Raw genomic sequence first — 19,639 nt, forward strand, 5'->3', positions numbered from 1 at the left:
TATGGTGACGTTTAGAAATGAAAAGGCGGGGTAACTTACAAATAAGATCATAAGGGGAGGGAACATACATGAATAAGCGTCCGAATGCGTATGTACTTGCAGGATTAGGGGTTGGTGGTGCTGTGTTATTAGCAGTAAAAAATAAACAGCATCTCAAAAAATGGGCAAGCATGTTCCGCTCAGATGAAAAGATTCCTGAAAAAGCTGGACACCCTGATCCGTTAGATATTCAAGACAACAAGATGGTCGATGAAGGGGCCATGACATCCGTCCATTATTTCAATGAAGTGAGACAATAGTTTGGAAAAACCGTTTTGACCATTCAAAACGGTTTTTTCTTGTCTTCCTTTTGACGTTATATCGAAGAGGATTGACAATCGTAAAACCGATCAGCCCTTTGTGATCAGGCGTCGAGAATTGAAATTCAATGCCTGACAAATGATAGGTTGAGAGAACTTCCTGATCCGTAAAACGTAACGAAAGCTCGTCCTCATAAACGGGTGCAAGCTTCAAAACCTCGGCTTCTTCTGCAAATAACTCCAGACCAGTCACTCGGCCCTCTTTATCAATATCTGCATTCACACATTCATTTACGTCTAATTCAATGGTTTCTTTGATTGTCCCGATTCTAGGCGGGATGAGATAGATGTAACCGATGTCGATCGTTTGATCATATGTGATGGTTCTTTTCAAATCATTCACCTGCTTATTAGATAGTAAAATGTTCCTTTATTGTATAATATCATGTGATGAGACGAAGCAGCTCGCATTTCAGTTCAGTATTAATATATTTATCTCCCTCAGTCCTCTTGAAGTGGATCTTCACATAGTCTCCATTAGCCTCATCTAGAGTTAAAATCGTCCATTTTCAAAAGAATGAAACTTTTAGCTGAAGGAGGTTACCCATTTTTTGCGGTCACTGATTTTGTTATAATATTTAAATGGAATGAAACGAATGGAGGAACGTTTTTCATGTATGATGTTACCGAGTGGAAGCATGTCTTTAAACTCGATCCAAATAAAGAAATATCCGATGAACAGCTGGAGGCGATTTGTGAATCTGGTACGGATGCCATATTGATTGGCGGCAGTGACAATGTGACAGAGGACAATGTGCTCCAATTGATGTCAAAGGTCCGCCGATTTCTTGTGCCATGTGTGCTCGAAATCTCAACACATGAGATGATTGTGCCGGGCTTCGATCTGTATTTCATCCCGACCGTCTTAAACAGCTCTCATCCTGATTGGATTGTTGGGCTTCATAAGGACGCGATGAAGGAATTCGGTGATTTGATGTCAATGGAAGAGATCGTGCCTGAAGGCTATGTTATTTTAAATGAAGAGTGTAAAGCGGCCAAGCTCACAGAGGCAAATACAGCGCTGGACATCGATGACGTAAGGGCATATGCAAGAGTGGCAGAGCATTTGATGAAGCTGCCCATTTTTTATCTAGAATACAGCGGAACGCTTGGAGACATAGAGCTTGTGAAAGAAACAAAAGCAGTGCTTCATGAAACGGTCCTTTTTTATGGCGGGGGCATTGAAAACGCGAAGCAGGCAGAAGACTTTGCGCAGTATGCGGACGTGGTTGTTGTAGGAAACGTCATTTATGACAATTTCAAAGAAGCATTAAAGACAGTTGACGCAGTCAAAAAGTCATCATAGTCAAACAAGACGAAACGGGTTAAAATAGAACATAAGTTCGAATTGGCGGTGAATGGAATGAATGAAATATCGAATCATCTATTAGAAGGGCTGAATGACGCGCAGAAAGAAGCGGTCAAAGCAACAGATGGACCTTTATTATTGATGGCAGGAGCAGGAAGCGGAAAGACACGGGTGCTCACACATCGAATTGCCTACTTAATGGCCGAAAAGCATGTGGCTCCGTGGAACATTTTAGCGATTACGTTTACAAATAAAGCAGCACGTGAAATGCGTGAGCGTGTACAAGCCATTTTAGGGCCTGGTGCCGATGACATTTGGATCTCTACGTTCCACAGCATGTGTGTGCGCATTTTACGACGCGATATTGACCGTATTGGTGTAAATCGCAACTTCTCTATATTAGACACATCTGATCAGCTTTCAGTCATAAAAAATATTCTAAAAGAACGAAATATCGATCCTAAAAAGTTTGATCCACGCAGCATTTTAGGTTCAATCAGCAGTGCAAAAAACGAACTCATAGACGCAGAGGAATATGCCAAAACAGCCGGTGATTTCTATGATCAAGTGGTCAGCGACGTCTATACAGATTATCAAAAACGATTACTCAAAAACCAGTCACTCGATTTTGATGATCTTATTATGATGACGATTCGTCTGTTTGAACGGATCCCTGAAGTATTAGAACACTATCAGCGGAAATTCCAATACATTCATGTCGATGAGTATCAGGATACGAACAGAGCACAGTACATGCTTGTGAAACTGCTCGCTCAGCGTTTTCAAAATATATGTGTGGTGGGTGACTCGGATCAGTCCATTTACCGCTGGCGCGGAGCGGATATTACAAACATTCTCTCCTTTGAAAAAGATTATCCGTCCAGTGAAGTGATTCTGCTTGAGCAAAATTACAGATCGACTAAACGTATTCTGCATGCCGCAAATACAGTCATCCAAAACAATGCGAACCGTAAGCCGAAAAATCTTTGGACAGAAAATGATGAAGGAGCGAAGATAGCCTATTACCGTGCAGATAATGAATTCGGTGAAGGTCAATTTGTTGCTGGAAAGATTCATCAGCTTCATCAGAGCGGTAAGCGTAAATTATCCGATTTTGCGATTCTTTATCGAACCAATGCCCAGTCTCGTGTCATAGAGGAAACATTATTGAAGTCAAACATTCAATACAACATTGTCGGCGGCACGAAGTTCTATGACAGAAAAGAGATCAAGGACATTTTGGCTTACTTACGCCTAGTAGCTAACCCAGATGACGACATTAGCTTTGCACGTATTGTCAACGTACCAAAGCGTGGAATCGGTGCGACATCTGTTGATAAAATCGCAGCATATGCGGAGATGAATGACCTGTCTATGTTTGAAGCGCTTGGTCAGGTAGATTTCATTGGACTCAGTGCAAGGGCAGCCAATGCGCTTGATGAGTTCAAACAGCTCATTGATCAAATGACGAACATGCAGGATTATTTATCTGTCACAGAATTAACAGAAGAAATCCTAGAGAAAACAGGCTATCGTGAAGCACTGAAGGTTGAAAAAACGATTGAAGCACAAAGCCGTCTAGAAAATATTGACGAGTTTCTCTCCGTGACTAAGAACTTTGAAGAACAAAATGAAGACAAGTCTCTCGTGACTTTCCTGACAGATCTCGCCCTCGTCGCAGACATTGATAAGCTGGATGAGAATGAGGAAGAAGATCAGGATGCCGTCATCTTAATGACTCTTCATGCTGCAAAAGGTCTAGAATTCCCTGTTGTTTTCTTAATGGGCATGGAGGAAGGTGTTTTCCCGCACAGCCGTTCATTAATGGAAGATGCAGAGATGGAAGAAGAGCGCCGCCTTGCCTATGTAGGCATCACACGGGCGGAAGAAGAGCTTTATTTATCAAGTGCCAAGATGAGAACACTCTTCGGCCGGACAAACATGAACCTTGAATCAAGATTCATTCGAGAAATACCAGCCGATTTATTGGACAACCTAAATGAGAAAAAAGAAACGAAAACACCATTTGGCCAAACAAGAGAAAGACCGCAAAGACGGGGACCTGTCTCACGTCCGCAAACTCAAACCATTCAAAACACAGGCGGCGGAAGTATTGGCTGGGCTGTGGGCGATAAAGCGGCTCATAAAAAATGGGGCGTTGGAACGGTTGTGAGTGTAAAAGGCAGTGGAGACAGCACAGAGCTTGATATTGCCTTCCCAAGCCCTACAGGCATTAAGCGTCTTCTCGCAGCATTTGCGCCAATTGAGAAGCAATAAACCGATAGCACTTATAAAACGGATGAATTGAAAGGAAGAAGCAGATGGATAAAGAAGCAGCGAAACGCCGGATCGAGGAACTGCACCAGATTTTGAACCAATACAACTACGAATATCATACACTTGATCGTCCAAGTGTTCCTGACGCTGAATATGATGCGCGGATGCGTGAGCTGATCTCTTTAGAGGAAGAGCACCCTGATTTAAAAGCAGCGGACTCCCCCTCACAAAGAGTAGGAGGCGCTGTGTTAGACGCCTTCCAAAAAGTGCGTCACGGCACACCGATGCTCAGCCTCGGGAATGCGTTTAATGAACAGGACCTTCTTGATTTTGACCGCCGGGTTCGTCAAGCAGTTGGTGACGATGTTGCATACAATGTCGAGCTGAAAATTGACGGACTCGCTGTTTCTCTCCGTTATGAAAACGGTGTGTTTGTCCGAGGTGCCACGCGTGGAGATGGGACAACGGGTGAGGATATTACTGAAAACCTCAAAACCATTCGTTCCATCCCGCTCAAAATCAAACGTCCTCTGTCGATTGAAGTGAGAGGCGAGGCATTTATGCCAAAACCTTCTTTTGAAGCATTAAACGAAAAAAGATTACAAAACGAAGAAGAGCCGTTTGCGAACCCGCGTAATGCGGCTGCAGGCTCGCTTCGTCAGCTTGATACGAAAATTGCGGCGAAACGAAACCTTGATATCTTCGTCTACAGTATAGCGGAGCTTGATGAAATCGGTGTTGAATCGCAAAGCGAGGGACTTGATCTTCTCGACGAACTTGGCTTTAAAACGAACAAAGAAAGACGGATGTGCCACACGATTGAAGAAGTGATCGACCTCATTGAAACATTGAAAACGAAGCGTGCCGATTTTTCATATGAAATCGATGGAATTGTCATCAAAGTCGATTCGTTAGCTCAGCAGGAAGAGCTCGGCTTTACAGCAAAAAGTCCCCGCTGGGCGGTTGCGTACAAATTTCCGGCTGAAGAGGTCGTGACAAAGCTGCTTGATATTGAACTAAGTGTAGGGCGTACAGGCGTCATCACACCAACGGCGATTCTTGAACCTGTCAAAGTAGCAGGGACGACAGTGCAGCGTGCTTCTCTTCATAATGAAGATTTGATCAAAGAAAAGGATATTCGCCTTTTTGATCAAGTGATTGTGAAAAAAGCGGGCGATATTATTCCGGAAGTCGCAGGCGTACTGATCGATCAGCGTACAGGAGAAGAAAAGCCGTTTCACATGCCGACTGAATGCCCAGAGTGTCATAGTGAGCTGGTGAGAATTGAAGGCGAAGTGGCTTTGCGTTGCATCAATCCAGAATGCCCTGCTCAAATACGTGAGGGACTCATTCACTTTGTTTCCCGTAATGCAATGAACATTGATGGGCTTGGCGAGCGGGTCATTACACAGCTTTTCCAAGAACAGCTTGTCTCTCGTGTGTCCGATCTTTACCGATTAACGAAAGAAGAGCTCATTCAGCTTGAGCGAATGGGCGAAAAATCTGTCGACAATTTACTGCGTTCGATTGAGCAATCGAAAGAAAACTCTCTAGAGCGTTTACTATTTGGACTCGGTATACGATTTATTGGCTCTAAAGCGGCAAAGACCTTGGCGATGCATTTCGGCGACATCGATCAATTAAAGCAAGCAACGAAAGAACAATTACTCGAAGTCGATGAAATCGGTGAAAAAATGGCTGATGCCGTCGTCACGTACTTTGAGAAAGAAGAAATACTCAACCTGCTAAATGAACTAAAAGAGCTAGGGGTCAATATGACCTACACAGGGCCAAAGCCGGTGAAGGCAGAAGAAAGTGATTCCTATTTTGCAGGCAAAACCATTGTGCTGACAGGGAAATTAGAAGAAATGGCCCGAAACGATGCAAAAGCAGCGATCGAAGCATTAGGCGGCAAGCTGGCAGGTAGTGTGAGTAAAAAAACAGATTTAGTCATTGCCGGAGAAGCAGCGGGAAGTAAGCTGACAAAGGCAGAAGAACTCAATATTGAAATTTGGGACGAAGCTAAAATGCTCGAGGAGCTAAAGAAATAAGAGGAGTGTTTTCTATTGAAAAAGTTGTTATTGCTGCTGACAATGCTCACACTGGTATTGTCAGCGTGTGCACCTTTTGGGGGAAAGGAAGAAGAAGAGGTCACACAAAAAACGGATGAAACGAAGGAAACAGCCATCATCCCGATGTACAATATCTCTGACTCCTATTACAAAATGGTGCTGCCGTTTAAACAAGGGGCTGCGCGAGGATTAACAGCAGAGCGTCTCAACACACGCCTGGACATCGATGAATTTGAAACAGGACTTATGCGCCTTGCAACAGAGTCATTTAATACAAACGACTATCTTTTCCAAGAAGGACAGCATTTAGATGAGGACACCGTTCTCAACTGGCTGGCGCGCAAAAAAACAGGCAGTGATCTGAAAAAGGCAGAAAAAGAAGATAAAGACTTTAAGAATCTCGGCTTAAACCCAGCTCTTCCAAGCTCAGGTTCAACAAAGTCTAAAAATGAAAATAGTCCAATTTACTTAGCTTCGATGCTAGAACATAATTACTTAATTCGAAAAGATAAAAACAGCTTACAGCTTGGCGGAGTTGTCATTGGTCTTGCACTGAACTCTGTTTATTATTACCGTGAAAATATCGGTGATCCGCAGCAAGAAGTGACGATCGATTCATCGAAAAATTCAAAGAAACTATTGTCGGAAGGCGAAAAAATTGCTGAACAAGTGATCAAACGAATTCGTCAAATGGATGGGCTGCAAAAAGTGCCTGTCATGATTGCCCTTTATAAGCAAGCACCAAAATCATCTATCGTTCCAGGAAACTTTATCGCCAAAACGGATGTGAAAGCAGGCTCAGCTGATATCGGTAATTGGGATACGATCAAAGAGGAGAATGTCTTCTTCCCTTCAGATAATGCGAAAGGCAACTACAAAGATGATTCCGAGCGATTTGACCGCTTCAAAACAAAAGTCGAAGACTACTTCCCGAATTACACCGGAGTCGTAGGAAAAGGCTTTTACAAAAATGGCAACCTGCAAAAAATGAAAGTCGAAATTCCAATGCAGTTCTACGGAAAAACGGAAGTTGTAGCCTTCACGCAATATTTAACAGGTGAAGTCATGGATTACTATAAGAGTACCAATATCGAAATTAACATCACATCTTCTGATCAACAAGAAGCCCTGATCACGAAAAATGCTGAAGACAAAGAACCAACTGTTCATATATATGACTAAATAAAAACCGCCTTTTGGCGGTTTTTTAAATTAGGTAAAATGTATCAAGTTATGAAAATATTGTTATAAAAAGTAGAAGTGTAGAAAATAATGTATTATTATGGGTGATAATGAAGAGAAAATGGAGATCAATATGAAAAACAAATCATTTTACTTTTTATTAGGGGGACAATCCCTAGCTAATTTTGGGGATTCGCTATATGTCCTCGTTCTGACCATCCTGACATATCAATTAACAAATTCTACACTGATTGCTTCAATGGTGGCTGTTTCGCAGTTTGTTGGACAAGCCCTTGGAGCGGTACTCATTCCTTTCTTTATGTATCAATTTAAGCTGAAAAGACTCATTATCTATTTGCAAATGTGTCAAATTGCTTTCTTCGGTTGCTTGATTTTCATTTATATTCTACAACTATCAACTTTTACTATTCCTTTCTTTTTTATCATTGTATTTTTCCTGTCTTTGATAGATGGAGGAACCATTCCTGTTCGAAATTCGATGATCCCGCGTTTAGTAGAAAAGAACTTTTTACTAAAAGCCAATAGTTATATCTTAACTTCTGATCAAATTGTTCTTTTACTAGGCTGGCTTTTAGGAGGGCTGTTTATTGGTATTCTTGGACCGCAGTTTCTCCTATTGACGACACTTGTTTTATACAGTTTGTCGCTCATATCTATGCTCTTTATGATTGATACTGGGGCTGCAGCTAAACATGAGCAACAGTCTGAATCATTTGCTACAAGGGTCTTTTCAGGGTGGAAGCTCATGTATGAAAAGCCAACTATTCGAACATTAACGGTTTTAGAAATGCTATCCATGAGCGGTAGAAGTATCTGGACTGGAGCCATTATCCTTGTGTATGTCACAGAAGTCTTACACCAGCCTGAAACATGGTGGGGCTTTATTAACGCAAGCTATTTTGGCGGAACCATTCTAGGCGGCCTGCTCGTGCTGCGGTTCGCAAAGCATGTGGAACAGCGTTTGTTTGATCACATTTTTTACAGTTCGGTGATCGTAGCTGTGCTAACCCTTTGCTTAGGATTGAATCATTCAGCATGGATGAGTTTGTTGTTTGTCTTTTTATTAGGGCCAGCTTTTCAGCTTCGCAGCATTTCCATTCGTACCTATGTACAAGATACACTGAGTGAAATTGAATTGCCCAAAATACTGTCAGCTCAACATACACTATCAACTTTTATATACGGAATGTCCATCCTCGTTATGAGCACCATGACCGATCTCTTTGGGGCAAGAGTCGTCTTTTTTATAAACGTTGCTCTGTTTACTATGTCGGCTTTCCTAGCGTCTAGATTAAAAAATGAACAAATTTAGACATTTTATCTCAATTATTTACAAAAATACCGTTATATGATTTAATATGTTCGTAGAAATGTTAACTATATGAAAAGTAGAGGTGGCGTAATTGACTAGTAGTTTAGTATATTGGCCATTAACACATCCGCAGCGGCGCGTGATGAACATGGAAACATTTTATCCAGAAACACCGATCAATCATATTGGTGGTATCATTTTCGTCAATGGGCCGTTGCAGCTTGATAAACTGAAGCAGGCCATTGCATCTTGTATCATGATGACAGAATCTCTTCGTCTCAAGCTAGTAGAGAAAGATGGTGAGACGCTTCAATACGTTGATCCAAACGCCGATAATCCAATTCCTGCCTATGAGTTTTCCACACATGAAGACATGCTAGAATGGGCCGAAAAAGCCTTCAAAACACCATTTCAATTAACAGAAACCCCTCTCGCCGAATTTGCTGTATTAAAAGTCGGTGAACAACAATCCGGTTATTTCATCAAATGCCATCATACAGTAGCAGATGGATGGTCGATGAAAGTAATCATCGATAAAATTAGCCAGCTTTACACTGCTCTTACCCAAAGCTCCTCTATTGAACAAGAAGCAGATAATCATTCTGTATTTACTGTTAAAGAATCAAAATATATGAACTCCCCAAGATTTAAAAAAGATCAGCAATTTTGGAAAGAAGCATTATCTGATGTGTCTGATAGTTATTTGGTACAGGGAACTGACCAAATCAAAGGCCATCGGCACAGCCATTATCTTGATCGACAACTCTCAGAACGAATCTATGAATTTATAGATACCCATCATTGTTCAATCAACTCTTTATTTACTTTAGGACTCTTCGTTTATTTGCATAAAAGATACCAGCAAAAAGATTTTATTATTGGGACGCCAGTTCTCAATCGTTCCGGACAAAAGGAAAAAGCCACGTCCGGTATGACCGTCAGTACAATGCCATATCGAATGAAGATTGATCCTCATCTCTCTTTGTTAGAAAGTCTGACAGACGTTCAAAAAAGCTATAAGGCTTACTTCCTGCATCAGCGTTATCCCTATGATGCACTTGTCAAAGATTTAGAGCTTGCCAAAGCAGGATATAATCAGCTTTTTCAAATCTATATCAACTCCTACAGCACAAATATGGTGCAGGAGATGGAAGGATACAAAGTTGATTACATAGAGCTTTACAATGGCTTCCAGCCATATGGCTTACAAGTTGCTGTGAAAGAATGGGATGAAAAAGGGCAAATCGAGCTTCAATATGACTACAAGATCTCAGATTACAGCAATGAAGACATCGACTTTCTACACGAAAGAATGCTTCTCTTTGTCGAAACCATACTCGCTCAGCCAAAGCAGCTGTTAAAAGACGTACTTCTTATGACAGAAGACGAGGAACATCGAGAGCTATATCAATGGAACGACACAGGCGTGCTATTTCCACAGAAACAAAAAATCCATGAATTGATCACAGACATGTCAAAGACTTCTCCTGATCGAATCGCGATTCAGGACGGATCTTGTATCATGACATACGGTGAACTTGAGAGAAAAACCAATCAAATGGCTCATTTCCTACAAACACATGGCTTACAGAGGCATGACTTTGTTGCAGTATGTATGAATCATTCACCAGAACTTATCGTGCTGCTGCTGGGGATTTTAAAGGCTGGAGGTGCATATGTGCCGATTGATCCTGAGTATCCGCAGGAACGCATTCAGTTTATTTTGGATGACAGCCAGGCAAAGCTGTTTTTCACAGATGACGCATCTGCATACCATTTTAATGGCGATACGTACAATATCTACAACGTGTGGGATCAGTTGGATCAGTATGATGCGGTACATCCATTCATTGGGGATGCTGAAGACGTCGCATATATGATTTATACGTCTGGCTCTACAGGCCAGCCAAAGGGAGTCATGATTGAGCACCGAAGCTTAGTGAACTATATCATGTCTGCCAAAACACACTATACTGATTCATCAGATGATCATTTTGCCTTGTATTCATCTATTGCGTTTGATTTAACCGTGACATCCATTTATACGCCATTGGTCATTGGCAGTACAGTGGTGATCTATCGTCAAGAGGATCAGCCAGGCTTTTTATTAGAACATATTTTGTTTGATCAAAAAGCAAAGGTCATCAAGCTGACACCAGCTCATATGGCACTATTAACAGATGCTGCACTGTCTCAATCAGTTGTGAAACGGATGATTGTGGGAGGAGAACAATTATCGACCGCTTTGGCCAAAAGAATCACAGAGGCAAGTGATGGAAGGATATCCATCTTTAATGAATATGGACCAACTGAAGCAACCGTCGGCTGTATGATTCATCAATTCCATCAAGAGGATGGAGGGACATCGGTGTCAATTGGTGTGCCAATGCCAAATACAGAGATTTACCTTTTAGATGAGAATCAGCAAGCCGTGCTGCCAGGGACAGTAGGAGAAATATATATTTCAGGCGCGGGTGTTGGAAGAGGATATTGGCAAAGACCTGATTTGCATGAATCGCGCTTTCTGCCCAATCCATTTGTAAGCGGTCGCCGCATGTATAGAACAGGTGATATAGCCAAACGAGCAAATGATGGAAAGATTGATTACATTGGCAGGATTGATCATCAAATCAAGCTGCGAGGCTACCGGATTGAGCTGGGTGAAATTGAACTTGCACTTATGGCACTTGAAGAAGTTGATAAAGCAGCTGTTATTGATCTAACCGATGCATCTGGAGAAAAACAGCTGGCTGCATATATTGAATTGAAAGAAAAAGAGCTGACGTCCTTTTTACTTAGAAAGAAATTATCAGATCAGCTTCCAGCTTATATGGTACCTGCCTATTTTGTTGTACTAGATGAACTCCCGCTTACTCAAAACGGAAAAATCAATCGGACAGCACTGCCTGATCCATTGCTGTCTCAAGTGGAAACAGCCGTTGAATGGTCCAAGGAAACAGCGGACATTGAAGAGATCATAGTAGATACAGCAAAAGACATCTTAGGGCATGAAACGATCGAACCGGCTGATCATTTTTATCAGCTTGGCGGTGATTCCATTAAGGCGATTCAATTTATTGCGAAGTTAAAAGACAAAGGACTCTATTTAAAAACCAAAGATCTTTTTACGTATCCCATTTTTCGAGAAATGGCACAAGTCGTTCAGCAGGAACCAGTCTTACATATTTCACAAGAGCAGGCTGCGGGCGATGTGAAATCGATCCCAATTATCGAATGGTTCTGGTCCCAGCGGTTAAAAGATGAACATTTTTGGCATCAATCCATCATTGTTCATTCAAAGAAAAAGATGGATGAAAGAATCGTGCAGGATGCTTTAAAAGAGCTGGTCATTCATCACGACGGATTAAGGTTAAAAGTACATGAGGCAACTAACACACTCTATTATGATGAAGACATTCATGATATTCCGCTGATGATACACGATTTCACGGCATTGTCAGAAGAGAATGTGGAAGAAGCGCTAAAAGATGTAGGGTGTCAGGTCAAGCAAAGGACTCATCTTTATCAAGGACCATTGATTCAGGCAGCGCTTTGTCAAACTGATTCTCAATCACATCTCATTTTTGCCGCCCATCATCTTTTAGCTGATGGTATGTCATGGCAAATTCTTGTGGAGGACTTGATTCAATTATTGCATGCAGAGAAGGTTACAGCAGAAATGCTTCCTTCTAAAACCCATTCCTATCAAACATTTACAGAGCGGATGAACCAGTATGCAGTATCAGAGGATGTAAAAGAGTCGTTCAGCTATTGGCAAAAAGCGGTGCAGCATATTCAGCCTCTGTATCAAGTTTCTTCAAATGAGGGATATGTCAGAGACGAAGTCAAATTAACCAAGGCATTATCAGTGGAGCTCACGGATCAATTGATCAATCAAGCGAATCAAGCGTATCAAACGCAGCCTCACGAACTGTTAATTTCAGCCTTGACGCAAGCCTGTTATCAGCAAACGAATCAAAAGCGGATTTCTTTGGAATTAGAAGGTCATGGCAGGGATGCTGTGGAGGAAGATATTGATGTATCTAGAACGTTCGGCTGGTTCACCACCATGTACCCTGTGAATGTTCATGTGTCTGAATCTCTCTCAGATCACATACGGGCTGTCAAAGAAACGATACGTGAAGTGCCAAATAAAGGTGCAGACTATGGGCTGCTCTCACTCATCAATAGGCAGCTTCCTGATCATTCAGCGCCGCAATTACGCTTTAACTATCTAGGTGAAATTGATCAGGTGCTTAAACAATCATCTGATTATGAGATGACTTACTTTACATCGGGGATTGATTCGTCATTGGAGAATCCGTTAACAACCGTCATCGATATGGTCGCTACCATCAAGGGCGGCCAGCTGATATTCCATCTTTCTTTTAGCGCAAAACAGCTGTGTGAAACAGACATGACGCGGCTATTACAAGAGGTAGAGCGGCAAATTGAGCGTTTGGTACAGCATTGCTTAGAGAAAGAAGGAATCGAATTTACACCGTCTGATTTTGAAACAGTGGATATGTCTCTTGAAGAAATGGATTCATTATTTACATGAGGAAAAATCAGCATGTTATCTACATGTCATGTTTATTAGCGGTCTTATGGATAAGCAGCTTTGCTGGGGGGACACATGCAAAAGCAGTGATTTCACCTAAAGACATTGATCAAGTGATAGAGGAACAGATGAAGCTTGGGCGCATTCCAGGCATGTCCGCTGTGGTTGTGAAAAAGGACGAAGTGGTGTACCAAAAAGGCTTTGGTTATGCGGATCGAAAGAAAAAGAAGCAAGTGACAGCCAGCACTTTCTTTGAAATTGGTTCTACATCAAAGGCGTTTACCGCTCTTGCTATTGTGGAGTTAGAGAAGCAAGGAAAACTTCATATAAAAGATCCGGTGAGCAGCTATATTCCAGGTTTTTTTCCAACATACCATGGAAAGCCTCAGCGTTTGACGGTGGAGCAATTAATGCATCACACAAGCGGCATTCCCTTTCAATCCATTGCGCTTATCCAGCCTGATACTGCAAAGGATGCGCTGAAAAAAACAGTTCATCAGCTGAAATCAATCGAGCTTAATCGCAAGCCAGGCAGCTCCTTTGAATATGCCACCATCAACTATGATGTCCTTGGTCTCATCATTGAAAATGTAACAGGAACGTCATATGAGGCTTATATGAAAGAACTATTTAAAAGGCATCACCTTGACCAAACGGAGGCTGGGCTAAAACGCATGAAGTCCGGTGTTGTCTCAGAAGGATTTAAACTGCATTTCCTTGCTCCGCATGCTTATGAAGCACCAGAATATCGAGGCAACACCCCTGCAGGCTATATTGTGATGAATAGTCAGGATGTGGGGACTTGGCTGCAATATCAATTGACCGATTCAACTTGGTCTCGTTTTGTAAAAAATCCGGATCACTTAACTGTGAATGTCCCAGATGAAGGGAAGCATGTCTATTACAATGCCGGCTGGTATATAGAAAAGGCGCATGGGCAGGTGGACTCGCTTTTTCATGCAGGCTCTAACCCAAACTATTCATCATTTTTTCTGATCCAGCCAAAAGAAGATATTGCTATCGGAGTGTTAGCAAATATGAATAGCAGCTACACCGAGCAAACGGCACGTCTTATTGCCAATACGATCGCGGGTACAAATGAAGAAGCAGAGTCATCAATAGATCCATTTCAGCTCATTGATCAATTGAGTTTAGCAGCGACATGTCTTTTTATTTTGCTGCAAATGGTGTCTATCGTTCGTTTTATCAAGTGGAGGAAGCGTGTAAGAAACGGCGCTTTAGTTCGCAGAGACATGTCACTTGGCGTCTGGCTGAAAAGCATCGGCTGGGTGCTGCTGCTAATTGGGATATTGCTCCTGCCAATGATTCTTTCGCAGCTAGCCTTTAATGGGCTGCCTTGGAAAATGACTTTTATATGGGGACCTTCCTCTCTCATTGAATTAGCGATTTCTTATTATTTGTTTTTCATTTGGTTTTGTACGATTGGTTTCATCAAAGGATTTATGGTGACATCTACTGCTGGAAAGAGAGGAAAAAAAGATGACCGTCAAACAGATTTCGGGCATTCATCCTTATAATGATTTGTTTTATCGAAGCTGTTTCTTCAATTGCTTTTTTCCAATTGTGAAGCTGCATGATCAAGAAGTCGCTCCATACTTATTAAATGATCAATTTGCCTATGGGCTTACAGATGACGGCTTGCTGCAGATTGACTGGATGTCGGCACACGAACCAGAAAAGATTATGAATTTACAAGGCATTCAAGTTGAAAAAATGACGTATTGTGTCAATCTCATTGAAAAGGTCAAACAAGATGTGACGTGTGACCGCCCTGTGATTGTTTGGGTAGACCCTTACGTTCAGAGAGGCAGAAAAGAGTATTTGACAACCCATAGCCGTCATTCAATTTTAATTACGGGTTTCGATGAAAATCAGCAAACATTTCAAGTATTAGAGAATCGGCATTTAGATAATTTGTCTTATGAGCATCAAGTGCTGTCATTTAAAGATGTACAGAAAGGGTATGACACCTTTCATGATCATTTTCAGCCGAATGATCAATTTCATTCTTATGCGTCCTTCTACTTTGAACCGGACAAGCTCTCGACTGAATTATTTGATCAAAAAACGACTTATTTCCTGAGAAATATGCATGGTCAGATAGACGTAATCGAAAAAGGAATTACAGCTCTTGAAACATTTTATGAGCAATTTCCGCAATGGGATGATATCGAGAAGCTCGTGGCGTCTTTCAATCAGATCATCAATACGAAGAAAGTGGAGCTGTATCGGCTGAATCTCATCAAAGGCGATCTACCTGAGCTGGTGGGATGGATGGAACGTATTGTATCAGAATGGGAGAAAGCGAGGCATCAGGCAGCAAAACTCCTTTTCTCAGGTGAGATGTCTAGTAGGTACCAAGCCAATATCAAAGCTTCTTTAGAACAAATCATTCATGATGAAAAACACTGGCTGGAAGCGTTGGCAATCAAATGCAAAAGGGAGTGTGGCGTGTCGTGAAGTTATTTTGCTTACCGTACGCAGGTGGGGCAAGTACCGTATTCAGTACGTGGAAATCTTATATAGACCAGTCGATAGAAATTCATGCCCTTGAACTCCCTGGGCACGGGACAAGAATGACAGAGCCTGTTCTAACCGATTTACAGCAGGTCGCAGATGATCTTTATGTACAGGCGTCCTCCTCTTTAAAAGAAGGAGAGCCCTATGCCATTTTCGGTCATAGCATGGGAGCCGTCCTTGCGTATGAATTACAAAAAAGAATGAAAACAAGGTTAAACAAAGAGCCTGTCCATGTCTTTTATTCTGGGCGCTTTCCACCACATATTCCAGAAAAGAAAGTCTATCATCAACTGTCAGATTCCAAACTAAAAGAGGCGATCATTGCGATGGGAGGCGTTCCTGAGGAACTTGTCGATAACCATGCAGTGCTTGATTTCTTTCTGCCGATTTTAAGAGCAGACTTTCAGCTTTTGGAGACCTATCTGTGTGATGAAGTCGTTCCAGCTGCTTGTCCAATTTCTATTTTTTATGGTACACGTGATTTGCCTTCTGTGCTGTTCGATTTAGACGATTGGGATCAATATACAAGCGAAGATTGTGCGTTTTTTGAATTCGATGGAGATCACTTTTTTATTCATTCATTAACAAATGAAGTCGTAGAAAAAATCAATGTCATTTTAAAGCGAATTGGAGTGTTGGAGAAATGAACACGAAGCACGTAGGTGTGATTGGAGCAGGTGTGATGGGGGCTGATATGGCATTAGACCTTTCAGCAAATGGCTATCAAGTCACATTAGTTGATGTCACAGAAGAAAAACTAAATGAAGCGCTGGAAAAAATCAAGAAGACCTATCAACTGGTTCAATTTGTGAGAAAGAAGAAAATCTCATTGTCTTTAGAAGATGTATTGTCTCAAATCCAGCTGTCAACTTCACTTGAAGGCTTACATGACGCGCATATCGTCATTGAAAATGTGACGGAAGATTGGGAGATTAAAAGACCCATTTATGAAGAGCTGCGAGATATTTGTGCGAAAGAAACCATCTATTTTGTAAACACGAGCTGTATTTCGATTACAAAGGTAGGGTCCCTTATGCATCACCCTGAGAAGGTCATTGGGGCGCACTTTATGAACCCTGTTCCTCTTAAAGCGTTGGTTGAAGTGATTAGAGGAAAAGCAACTTCTGATGACACAGTTGAAACCGCAAAAGGTTTCTTGAAATCGTTTGATAAAACACCTGTTGTGGTGCATGATTTTCCGGGATTTGTTTCCAACCGTGTGCTTATGCTGACAATCAACGAAGCGATTTGGGCGGTGCAAGATCAAGTCGCCACGCCAGCGGATGTCGATAAAATTTTCCGCGGGGGTTTCGGCCATAAAATGGGACCACTTGCGACAGGGGACTTAATTGGACTTGATACGATTTTGAATTCATTGCTTGTTTTATACGAGAGCTACAAAGATCCGAAGTTCCGTCCATGTCCTCTACTTGTCAAAATGGTCGACGCAGGCGAGTACGGCAAAAAATCAGGTAAAGGCTTTTTCCAATATGACATGTGAGAGGAGAAAAACAAATGGCTAAGCAAATCAAGTGTGTTGTCTGGGATTTAGATCATACATTATGGGATGGAATTTTACTTGAATCAGATGAAGTGATGTTAAAGCCTTCGATGAAGGAAGTGCTAACAGAATTAGATGAGCGCGGTATCCTTCTTTCTATTGCAAGCCGGAATGATGAAGCAGCCGTGAGGGAAAAGCTCTCCGCCTTTGGGATCGAGCATTTCTTTCTCTATCCAGAGATTCATTGGAATGCCAAATCTAGTTCTTTAGAGAGAATCAGTGAGCGCCTAAATATTCATAAAGATACCATTCTCTTTATTGATGATCAGCCATTTGAAAGAGAAGAAGTGAAGGCTGTTCATCCAGAGATTACGTGCTGGGATGCAGTGGATTATATGTCATTACTCACTGATGATCGGCTGCGTCCAGTCTTTATCACAGAAGATGCCAGACGACGCAGAAGAATGTATTTAGAAGCGGACCAAAGGCAGCAGGAAGAAGAGAAATATGAAGGGCCGCCTGAGAAATTCTTGGCGTCTTTACATATGAAATTCGTGATTTCAGAAGCAGGAGAACAAGACCTCCAGCGAGCTGAAGAACTGACCGTCCGTACCAATCAATTAAATGCGAGCGGGAAAACCTATGATTATGAAGAACTTGATTTCTTCCGTCAATCAGATTCTCACTTGCTGCTTGTCTGTGAACTTGAAGATAAATTCGGTTCCTATGGAAAAATTGGACTCTCATTAATAGAAGAAACAGGCGACACCTGGCATGTCAAACTGCTGCTTATGTCTTGCCGCGTCATGTCTCGTGGTGTCGGGACCATTTTACTCACAACGATTTTGCAAGAAGCGAAAAAGCGAGGAAAGCGCCTTGTAGCTGACTTTAAACAAACCGACCGAAACCGCATGATGTATATCACATACAAGTTTGCGAATTTCAAAGAAATCGAGAAGGGGGAGGATGGCTATATCTTGTTTGAAAATGATTTAAGCATGATTCAGCCTTTCCCAGAATACGTAGATGTCAATATTGAATTAAATCAGAAAGATCCAGCCAAACAATAAAAAAGCGAAAAGCGAGGAGATTAAATCATGAACCTACACGAACAAGTAAGAGCCTATATCGAGCAAAACCTAGTGGTATTTGATGAGGAAATTGAGCTTGGAAATGATGATCATATTTTTGAACAAGGCTTTGTCAATTCTCTATTTGCGATGAAACTAGTGAACTATATCGAACATGATTTTCACTTCCAATTAGATAACGAAGACCTCGACATTGCTCATTTTAGTACGGTCAATCGCATTGTCGCCTTAATTGAGAGAAAACAACAGGGGGCCGCTCTTCATGAAAACAGCTGAACAAACGATCGATGCCATTGAAGAAATACGACAGTATTGCGATGAACATATCCGTCCTTTTGCCAATGAATTCGATGAGACGGAACATTTACCAGAGTCGCTCATTCGAGATATGGCGAAAAGAGGCTACTTGGCAGCAGGTATACCGTCTTCCTATCAAGGGCTGGGGCTTGATCCAATAGCATATGGACAGTTCACGGAACAAGTGGGAAAAGCTTGCTGTAATGTACGGACATTATTGACAGTGAATTCACTTGTAGGAGAAGCCATTCTTCGTTATGGAACAGAAGACCAAAAACAAGGCTGGCTTGTTGAATTAGCTAAAGGAGAAAAAATCGGTGCCTTTGCTTTGTCAGAGCCGAATATTGGTTCAGATGCCAATCATGTTGAAACAAGCTATCAAAAAGAAGGACAATCCTATGTATTAAATGGGAAGAAAAAGTGGATTTCCTTTGGAGCGATTGCAGATTTCTTTATTGTGATTGCAAGAGACGGTGAACAAGTCACGGCATTCCTTGTCGATCGAGATCAGCCGGGTGTAGAGATTGAGAGAATTACAGGAATGATGGCCAATCGAGCATCATATCTAGCGGAAATCACTCTAGATCATGTCCAGGTGCATGAAGACTGTGTCTTAGGACCTGTTGGGGGCGGATTTAACCACGTGGTGTCACTCGCATTAGACCATGGAAGATACAGTGTCGCTTGGGCAGGGCTTGCCATCGCACAAGAAGCCGTTGATTCTCTTGTCACGTATTCACGTAAAAGAACACAGTTTAATGAAAAATTGTACAAGCATCAAATGATCAAAGGCATGATCGGAGATGCGGTTACCCAGCTCCATGCAGCGAGAGCCTTATGCCTAAAGGCTGGAGAAATGAGAGAAGCGAATCATCCTGATGCGATCACAGAAACATCCATTGCAAAATATTTCACCTCTAAAATCGCCGTTGACATTACAAATACAAATGTCCAAATCCATGGCGGAAGTGGATTTAGCCGGGAAAACTCAGCTTCAAGACTATATCGTGAAGCGAAGGTGCTTGAAATTATTGAAGGAACTTCGCAAATTCAGCAGCAGGTTATTGCTAACTATGGTTTACGCCATTATTTCGTGAAACATTCTTAGAGAGAAAG

The 19,639-nt window shown here is 41.8% G+C and carries 15 protein-coding genes and 2 pseudogenes; 16 read left to right on the plus strand and 1 reads right to left on the minus strand.

The genetic code is table 11. The annotated features are described in order from the left end of the window. Positions 1–68 precede the first annotated feature (68 nt). Complete coding sequence (locus tag C6Y01_RS14480) at positions 69–299, plus strand: hypothetical protein (protein ID WP_003214314.1); 231 nt, start codon at positions 69–71, stop codon at positions 297–299. Here C6Y01_RS14480 and C6Y01_RS14485 read toward each other — a convergent pair. After that, positions 280–693 (minus strand): DUF2283 domain-containing protein, encoded by a 414-nt coding sequence (locus C6Y01_RS14485; protein WP_106038387.1) that lies wholly within the window; start codon positions 691–693, stop codon positions 280–282. The two genes, C6Y01_RS14480 and C6Y01_RS14485, sit on opposite strands and share 20 nt — an antisense overlap. 279 nt (positions 694–972) lie before the next feature. Between C6Y01_RS14485 and pcrB the strand changes: the two genes are divergently transcribed. From pcrB to C6Y01_RS14550, 15 genes and pseudogenes are all read left to right on the plus strand, one after another. Beyond that, entirely contained in the window at positions 973–1,665 is a 693-nt protein-coding gene (gene pcrB / locus C6Y01_RS14490; protein ID WP_106038388.1) for a heptaprenylglyceryl phosphate synthase, read from the plus strand. A 57-nt stretch (positions 1,666–1,722) separates the two neighbouring features. Next, positions 1,723–3,945, plus strand: a complete 2,223-nt coding sequence (gene pcrA / locus C6Y01_RS14495) for a DNA helicase PcrA (protein ID WP_106031393.1) — start codon at positions 1,723–1,725, stop codon at positions 3,943–3,945. A gap of 44 nt (positions 3,946–3,989) precedes the next feature. Next, positions 3,990–5,996, plus strand: coding sequence for an NAD-dependent DNA ligase LigA (ligA, locus tag C6Y01_RS14500; protein ID WP_034664717.1), 2,007 nt, complete (start codon positions 3,990–3,992; stop codon positions 5,994–5,996). A gap of 15 nt (positions 5,997–6,011) precedes the next feature. After that, positions 6,012–7,199, plus strand: coding sequence for a CamS family sex pheromone protein (locus C6Y01_RS14505; protein ID WP_034664713.1), 1,188 nt, complete (start codon positions 6,012–6,014; stop codon positions 7,197–7,199). A 133-nt stretch (positions 7,200–7,332) separates the two neighbouring features. After that, on the plus strand, positions 7,333–8,532 hold the full coding sequence (locus C6Y01_RS14510) for an MFS transporter (protein ID WP_034664928.1): 1,200 nt from the start codon (positions 7,333–7,335) through the stop codon (positions 8,530–8,532). A gap of 91 nt (positions 8,533–8,623) precedes the next feature. Next, positions 8,624–9,913, plus strand: a pseudogene (locus tag C6Y01_RS19415) (condensation domain-containing protein); the annotation flags it as partial. A gap of 141 nt (positions 9,914–10,054) precedes the next feature. Then, positions 10,055–11,185, plus strand: a pseudogene (locus C6Y01_RS19420) (amino acid adenylation domain-containing protein); the annotation flags it as partial. A gap of 12 nt (positions 11,186–11,197) precedes the next feature. Continuing rightward, positions 11,198–13,093 (plus strand): condensation domain-containing protein, encoded by a 1,896-nt coding sequence (locus C6Y01_RS19425; RefSeq protein WP_411266058.1) that lies wholly within the window; start codon positions 11,198–11,200, stop codon positions 13,091–13,093. 23 nt (positions 13,094–13,116) lie between these two features. Continuing rightward, positions 13,117–14,631 carry a serine hydrolase domain-containing protein gene (locus C6Y01_RS14520; protein WP_223249933.1) on the plus strand — a complete coding sequence of 505 codons (1,515 nt, stop codon included), beginning with the start codon at positions 13,117–13,119 and terminating at the stop codon, positions 14,629–14,631. Next, positions 14,594–15,574 carry a C39 family peptidase gene (locus C6Y01_RS14525; protein WP_106038391.1) on the plus strand — a complete coding sequence of 327 codons (981 nt, stop codon included), beginning with the start codon at positions 14,594–14,596 and terminating at the stop codon, positions 15,572–15,574. The genes C6Y01_RS14520 and C6Y01_RS14525 overlap by 38 nt, the downstream gene beginning before the upstream one ends. Then, entirely contained in the window at positions 15,571–16,281 is a 711-nt protein-coding gene (locus C6Y01_RS14530; protein WP_106038392.1) for a thioesterase II family protein, read from the plus strand. Before C6Y01_RS14525 ends, C6Y01_RS14530 begins: the two co-directional genes overlap by 4 nt. After that, the gene (locus C6Y01_RS14535; protein ID WP_034664701.1) at positions 16,278–17,135 is read left to right on the plus strand and encodes a 3-hydroxyacyl-CoA dehydrogenase family protein; all 858 of its coding nucleotides are present in this window, start codon (positions 16,278–16,280) and stop codon (positions 17,133–17,135) included. Before C6Y01_RS14530 ends, C6Y01_RS14535 begins: the two co-directional genes overlap by 4 nt. A 14-nt stretch (positions 17,136–17,149) precedes the next feature. Continuing rightward, entirely contained in the window at positions 17,150–18,205 is a 1,056-nt protein-coding gene (locus C6Y01_RS14540) for an HAD-IIIC family phosphatase (RefSeq protein ID WP_034664698.1), read from the plus strand. A gap of 27 nt (positions 18,206–18,232) precedes the next feature. Continuing rightward, the gene (locus C6Y01_RS14545; RefSeq protein ID WP_034664694.1) at positions 18,233–18,502 is read left to right on the plus strand and encodes an acyl carrier protein; all 270 of its coding nucleotides are present in this window, start codon (positions 18,233–18,235) and stop codon (positions 18,500–18,502) included. Then, a complete protein-coding gene (locus C6Y01_RS14550; protein WP_034664692.1) occupies positions 18,489–19,631 on the plus strand; it encodes an acyl-CoA dehydrogenase family protein in 1,143 nt (380 codons plus the stop codon). Before C6Y01_RS14545 ends, C6Y01_RS14550 begins: the two co-directional genes overlap by 14 nt. Positions 19,632–19,639: the final 8 nt, after the last annotated feature.

It is taken from the genome of Bacillus sp. NMCC46 (assembly GCF_002998465.1).
Lineage (GTDB): Bacteria > Bacillota > Bacilli > Bacillales > Bacillaceae > Bacillus.

Bases quoted from the DNA above. Each gene is read 5' to 3' on its own strand.
- C6Y01_RS14480 (WP_003214314.1), top strand. From the start codon at position 69: ATGAATAAGCGTCCGAATGCGTATGTACTTGCAGGATTAGGGGTTGGT.
- pcrB (WP_106038388.1), top strand. From the start codon at position 973: ATGTATGATGTTACCGAGTGGAAGCATGTCTTTAAACTCGATCCAAAT.
- pcrA (WP_106031393.1), top strand. From the start codon at position 1,723: ATGAATGAAATATCGAATCATCTATTAGAAGGGCTGAATGACGCGCAG.
- ligA (WP_034664717.1), top strand. From the start codon at position 3,990: ATGGATAAAGAAGCAGCGAAACGCCGGATCGAGGAACTGCACCAGATT.
- C6Y01_RS14510 (WP_034664928.1), top strand. From the start codon at position 7,333: ATGAAAAACAAATCATTTTACTTTTTATTAGGGGGACAATCCCTAGCT.
- C6Y01_RS14520 (WP_223249933.1), top strand. From the start codon at position 13,117: ATGTCATGTTTATTAGCGGTCTTATGGATAAGCAGCTTTGCTGGGGGG.
- C6Y01_RS14525 (WP_106038391.1), top strand. From the start codon at position 14,594: ATGACCGTCAAACAGATTTCGGGCATTCATCCTTATAATGATTTGTTT.
- C6Y01_RS14535 (WP_034664701.1), top strand. From the start codon at position 16,278: ATGAACACGAAGCACGTAGGTGTGATTGGAGCAGGTGTGATGGGGGCT.
- C6Y01_RS14540 (WP_034664698.1), top strand. From the start codon at position 17,150: ATGGCTAAGCAAATCAAGTGTGTTGTCTGGGATTTAGATCATACATTA.
- C6Y01_RS14545 (WP_034664694.1), top strand. From the start codon at position 18,233: ATGAACCTACACGAACAAGTAAGAGCCTATATCGAGCAAAACCTAGTG.
- C6Y01_RS14550 (WP_034664692.1), top strand. From the start codon at position 18,489: ATGAAAACAGCTGAACAAACGATCGATGCCATTGAAGAAATACGACAG.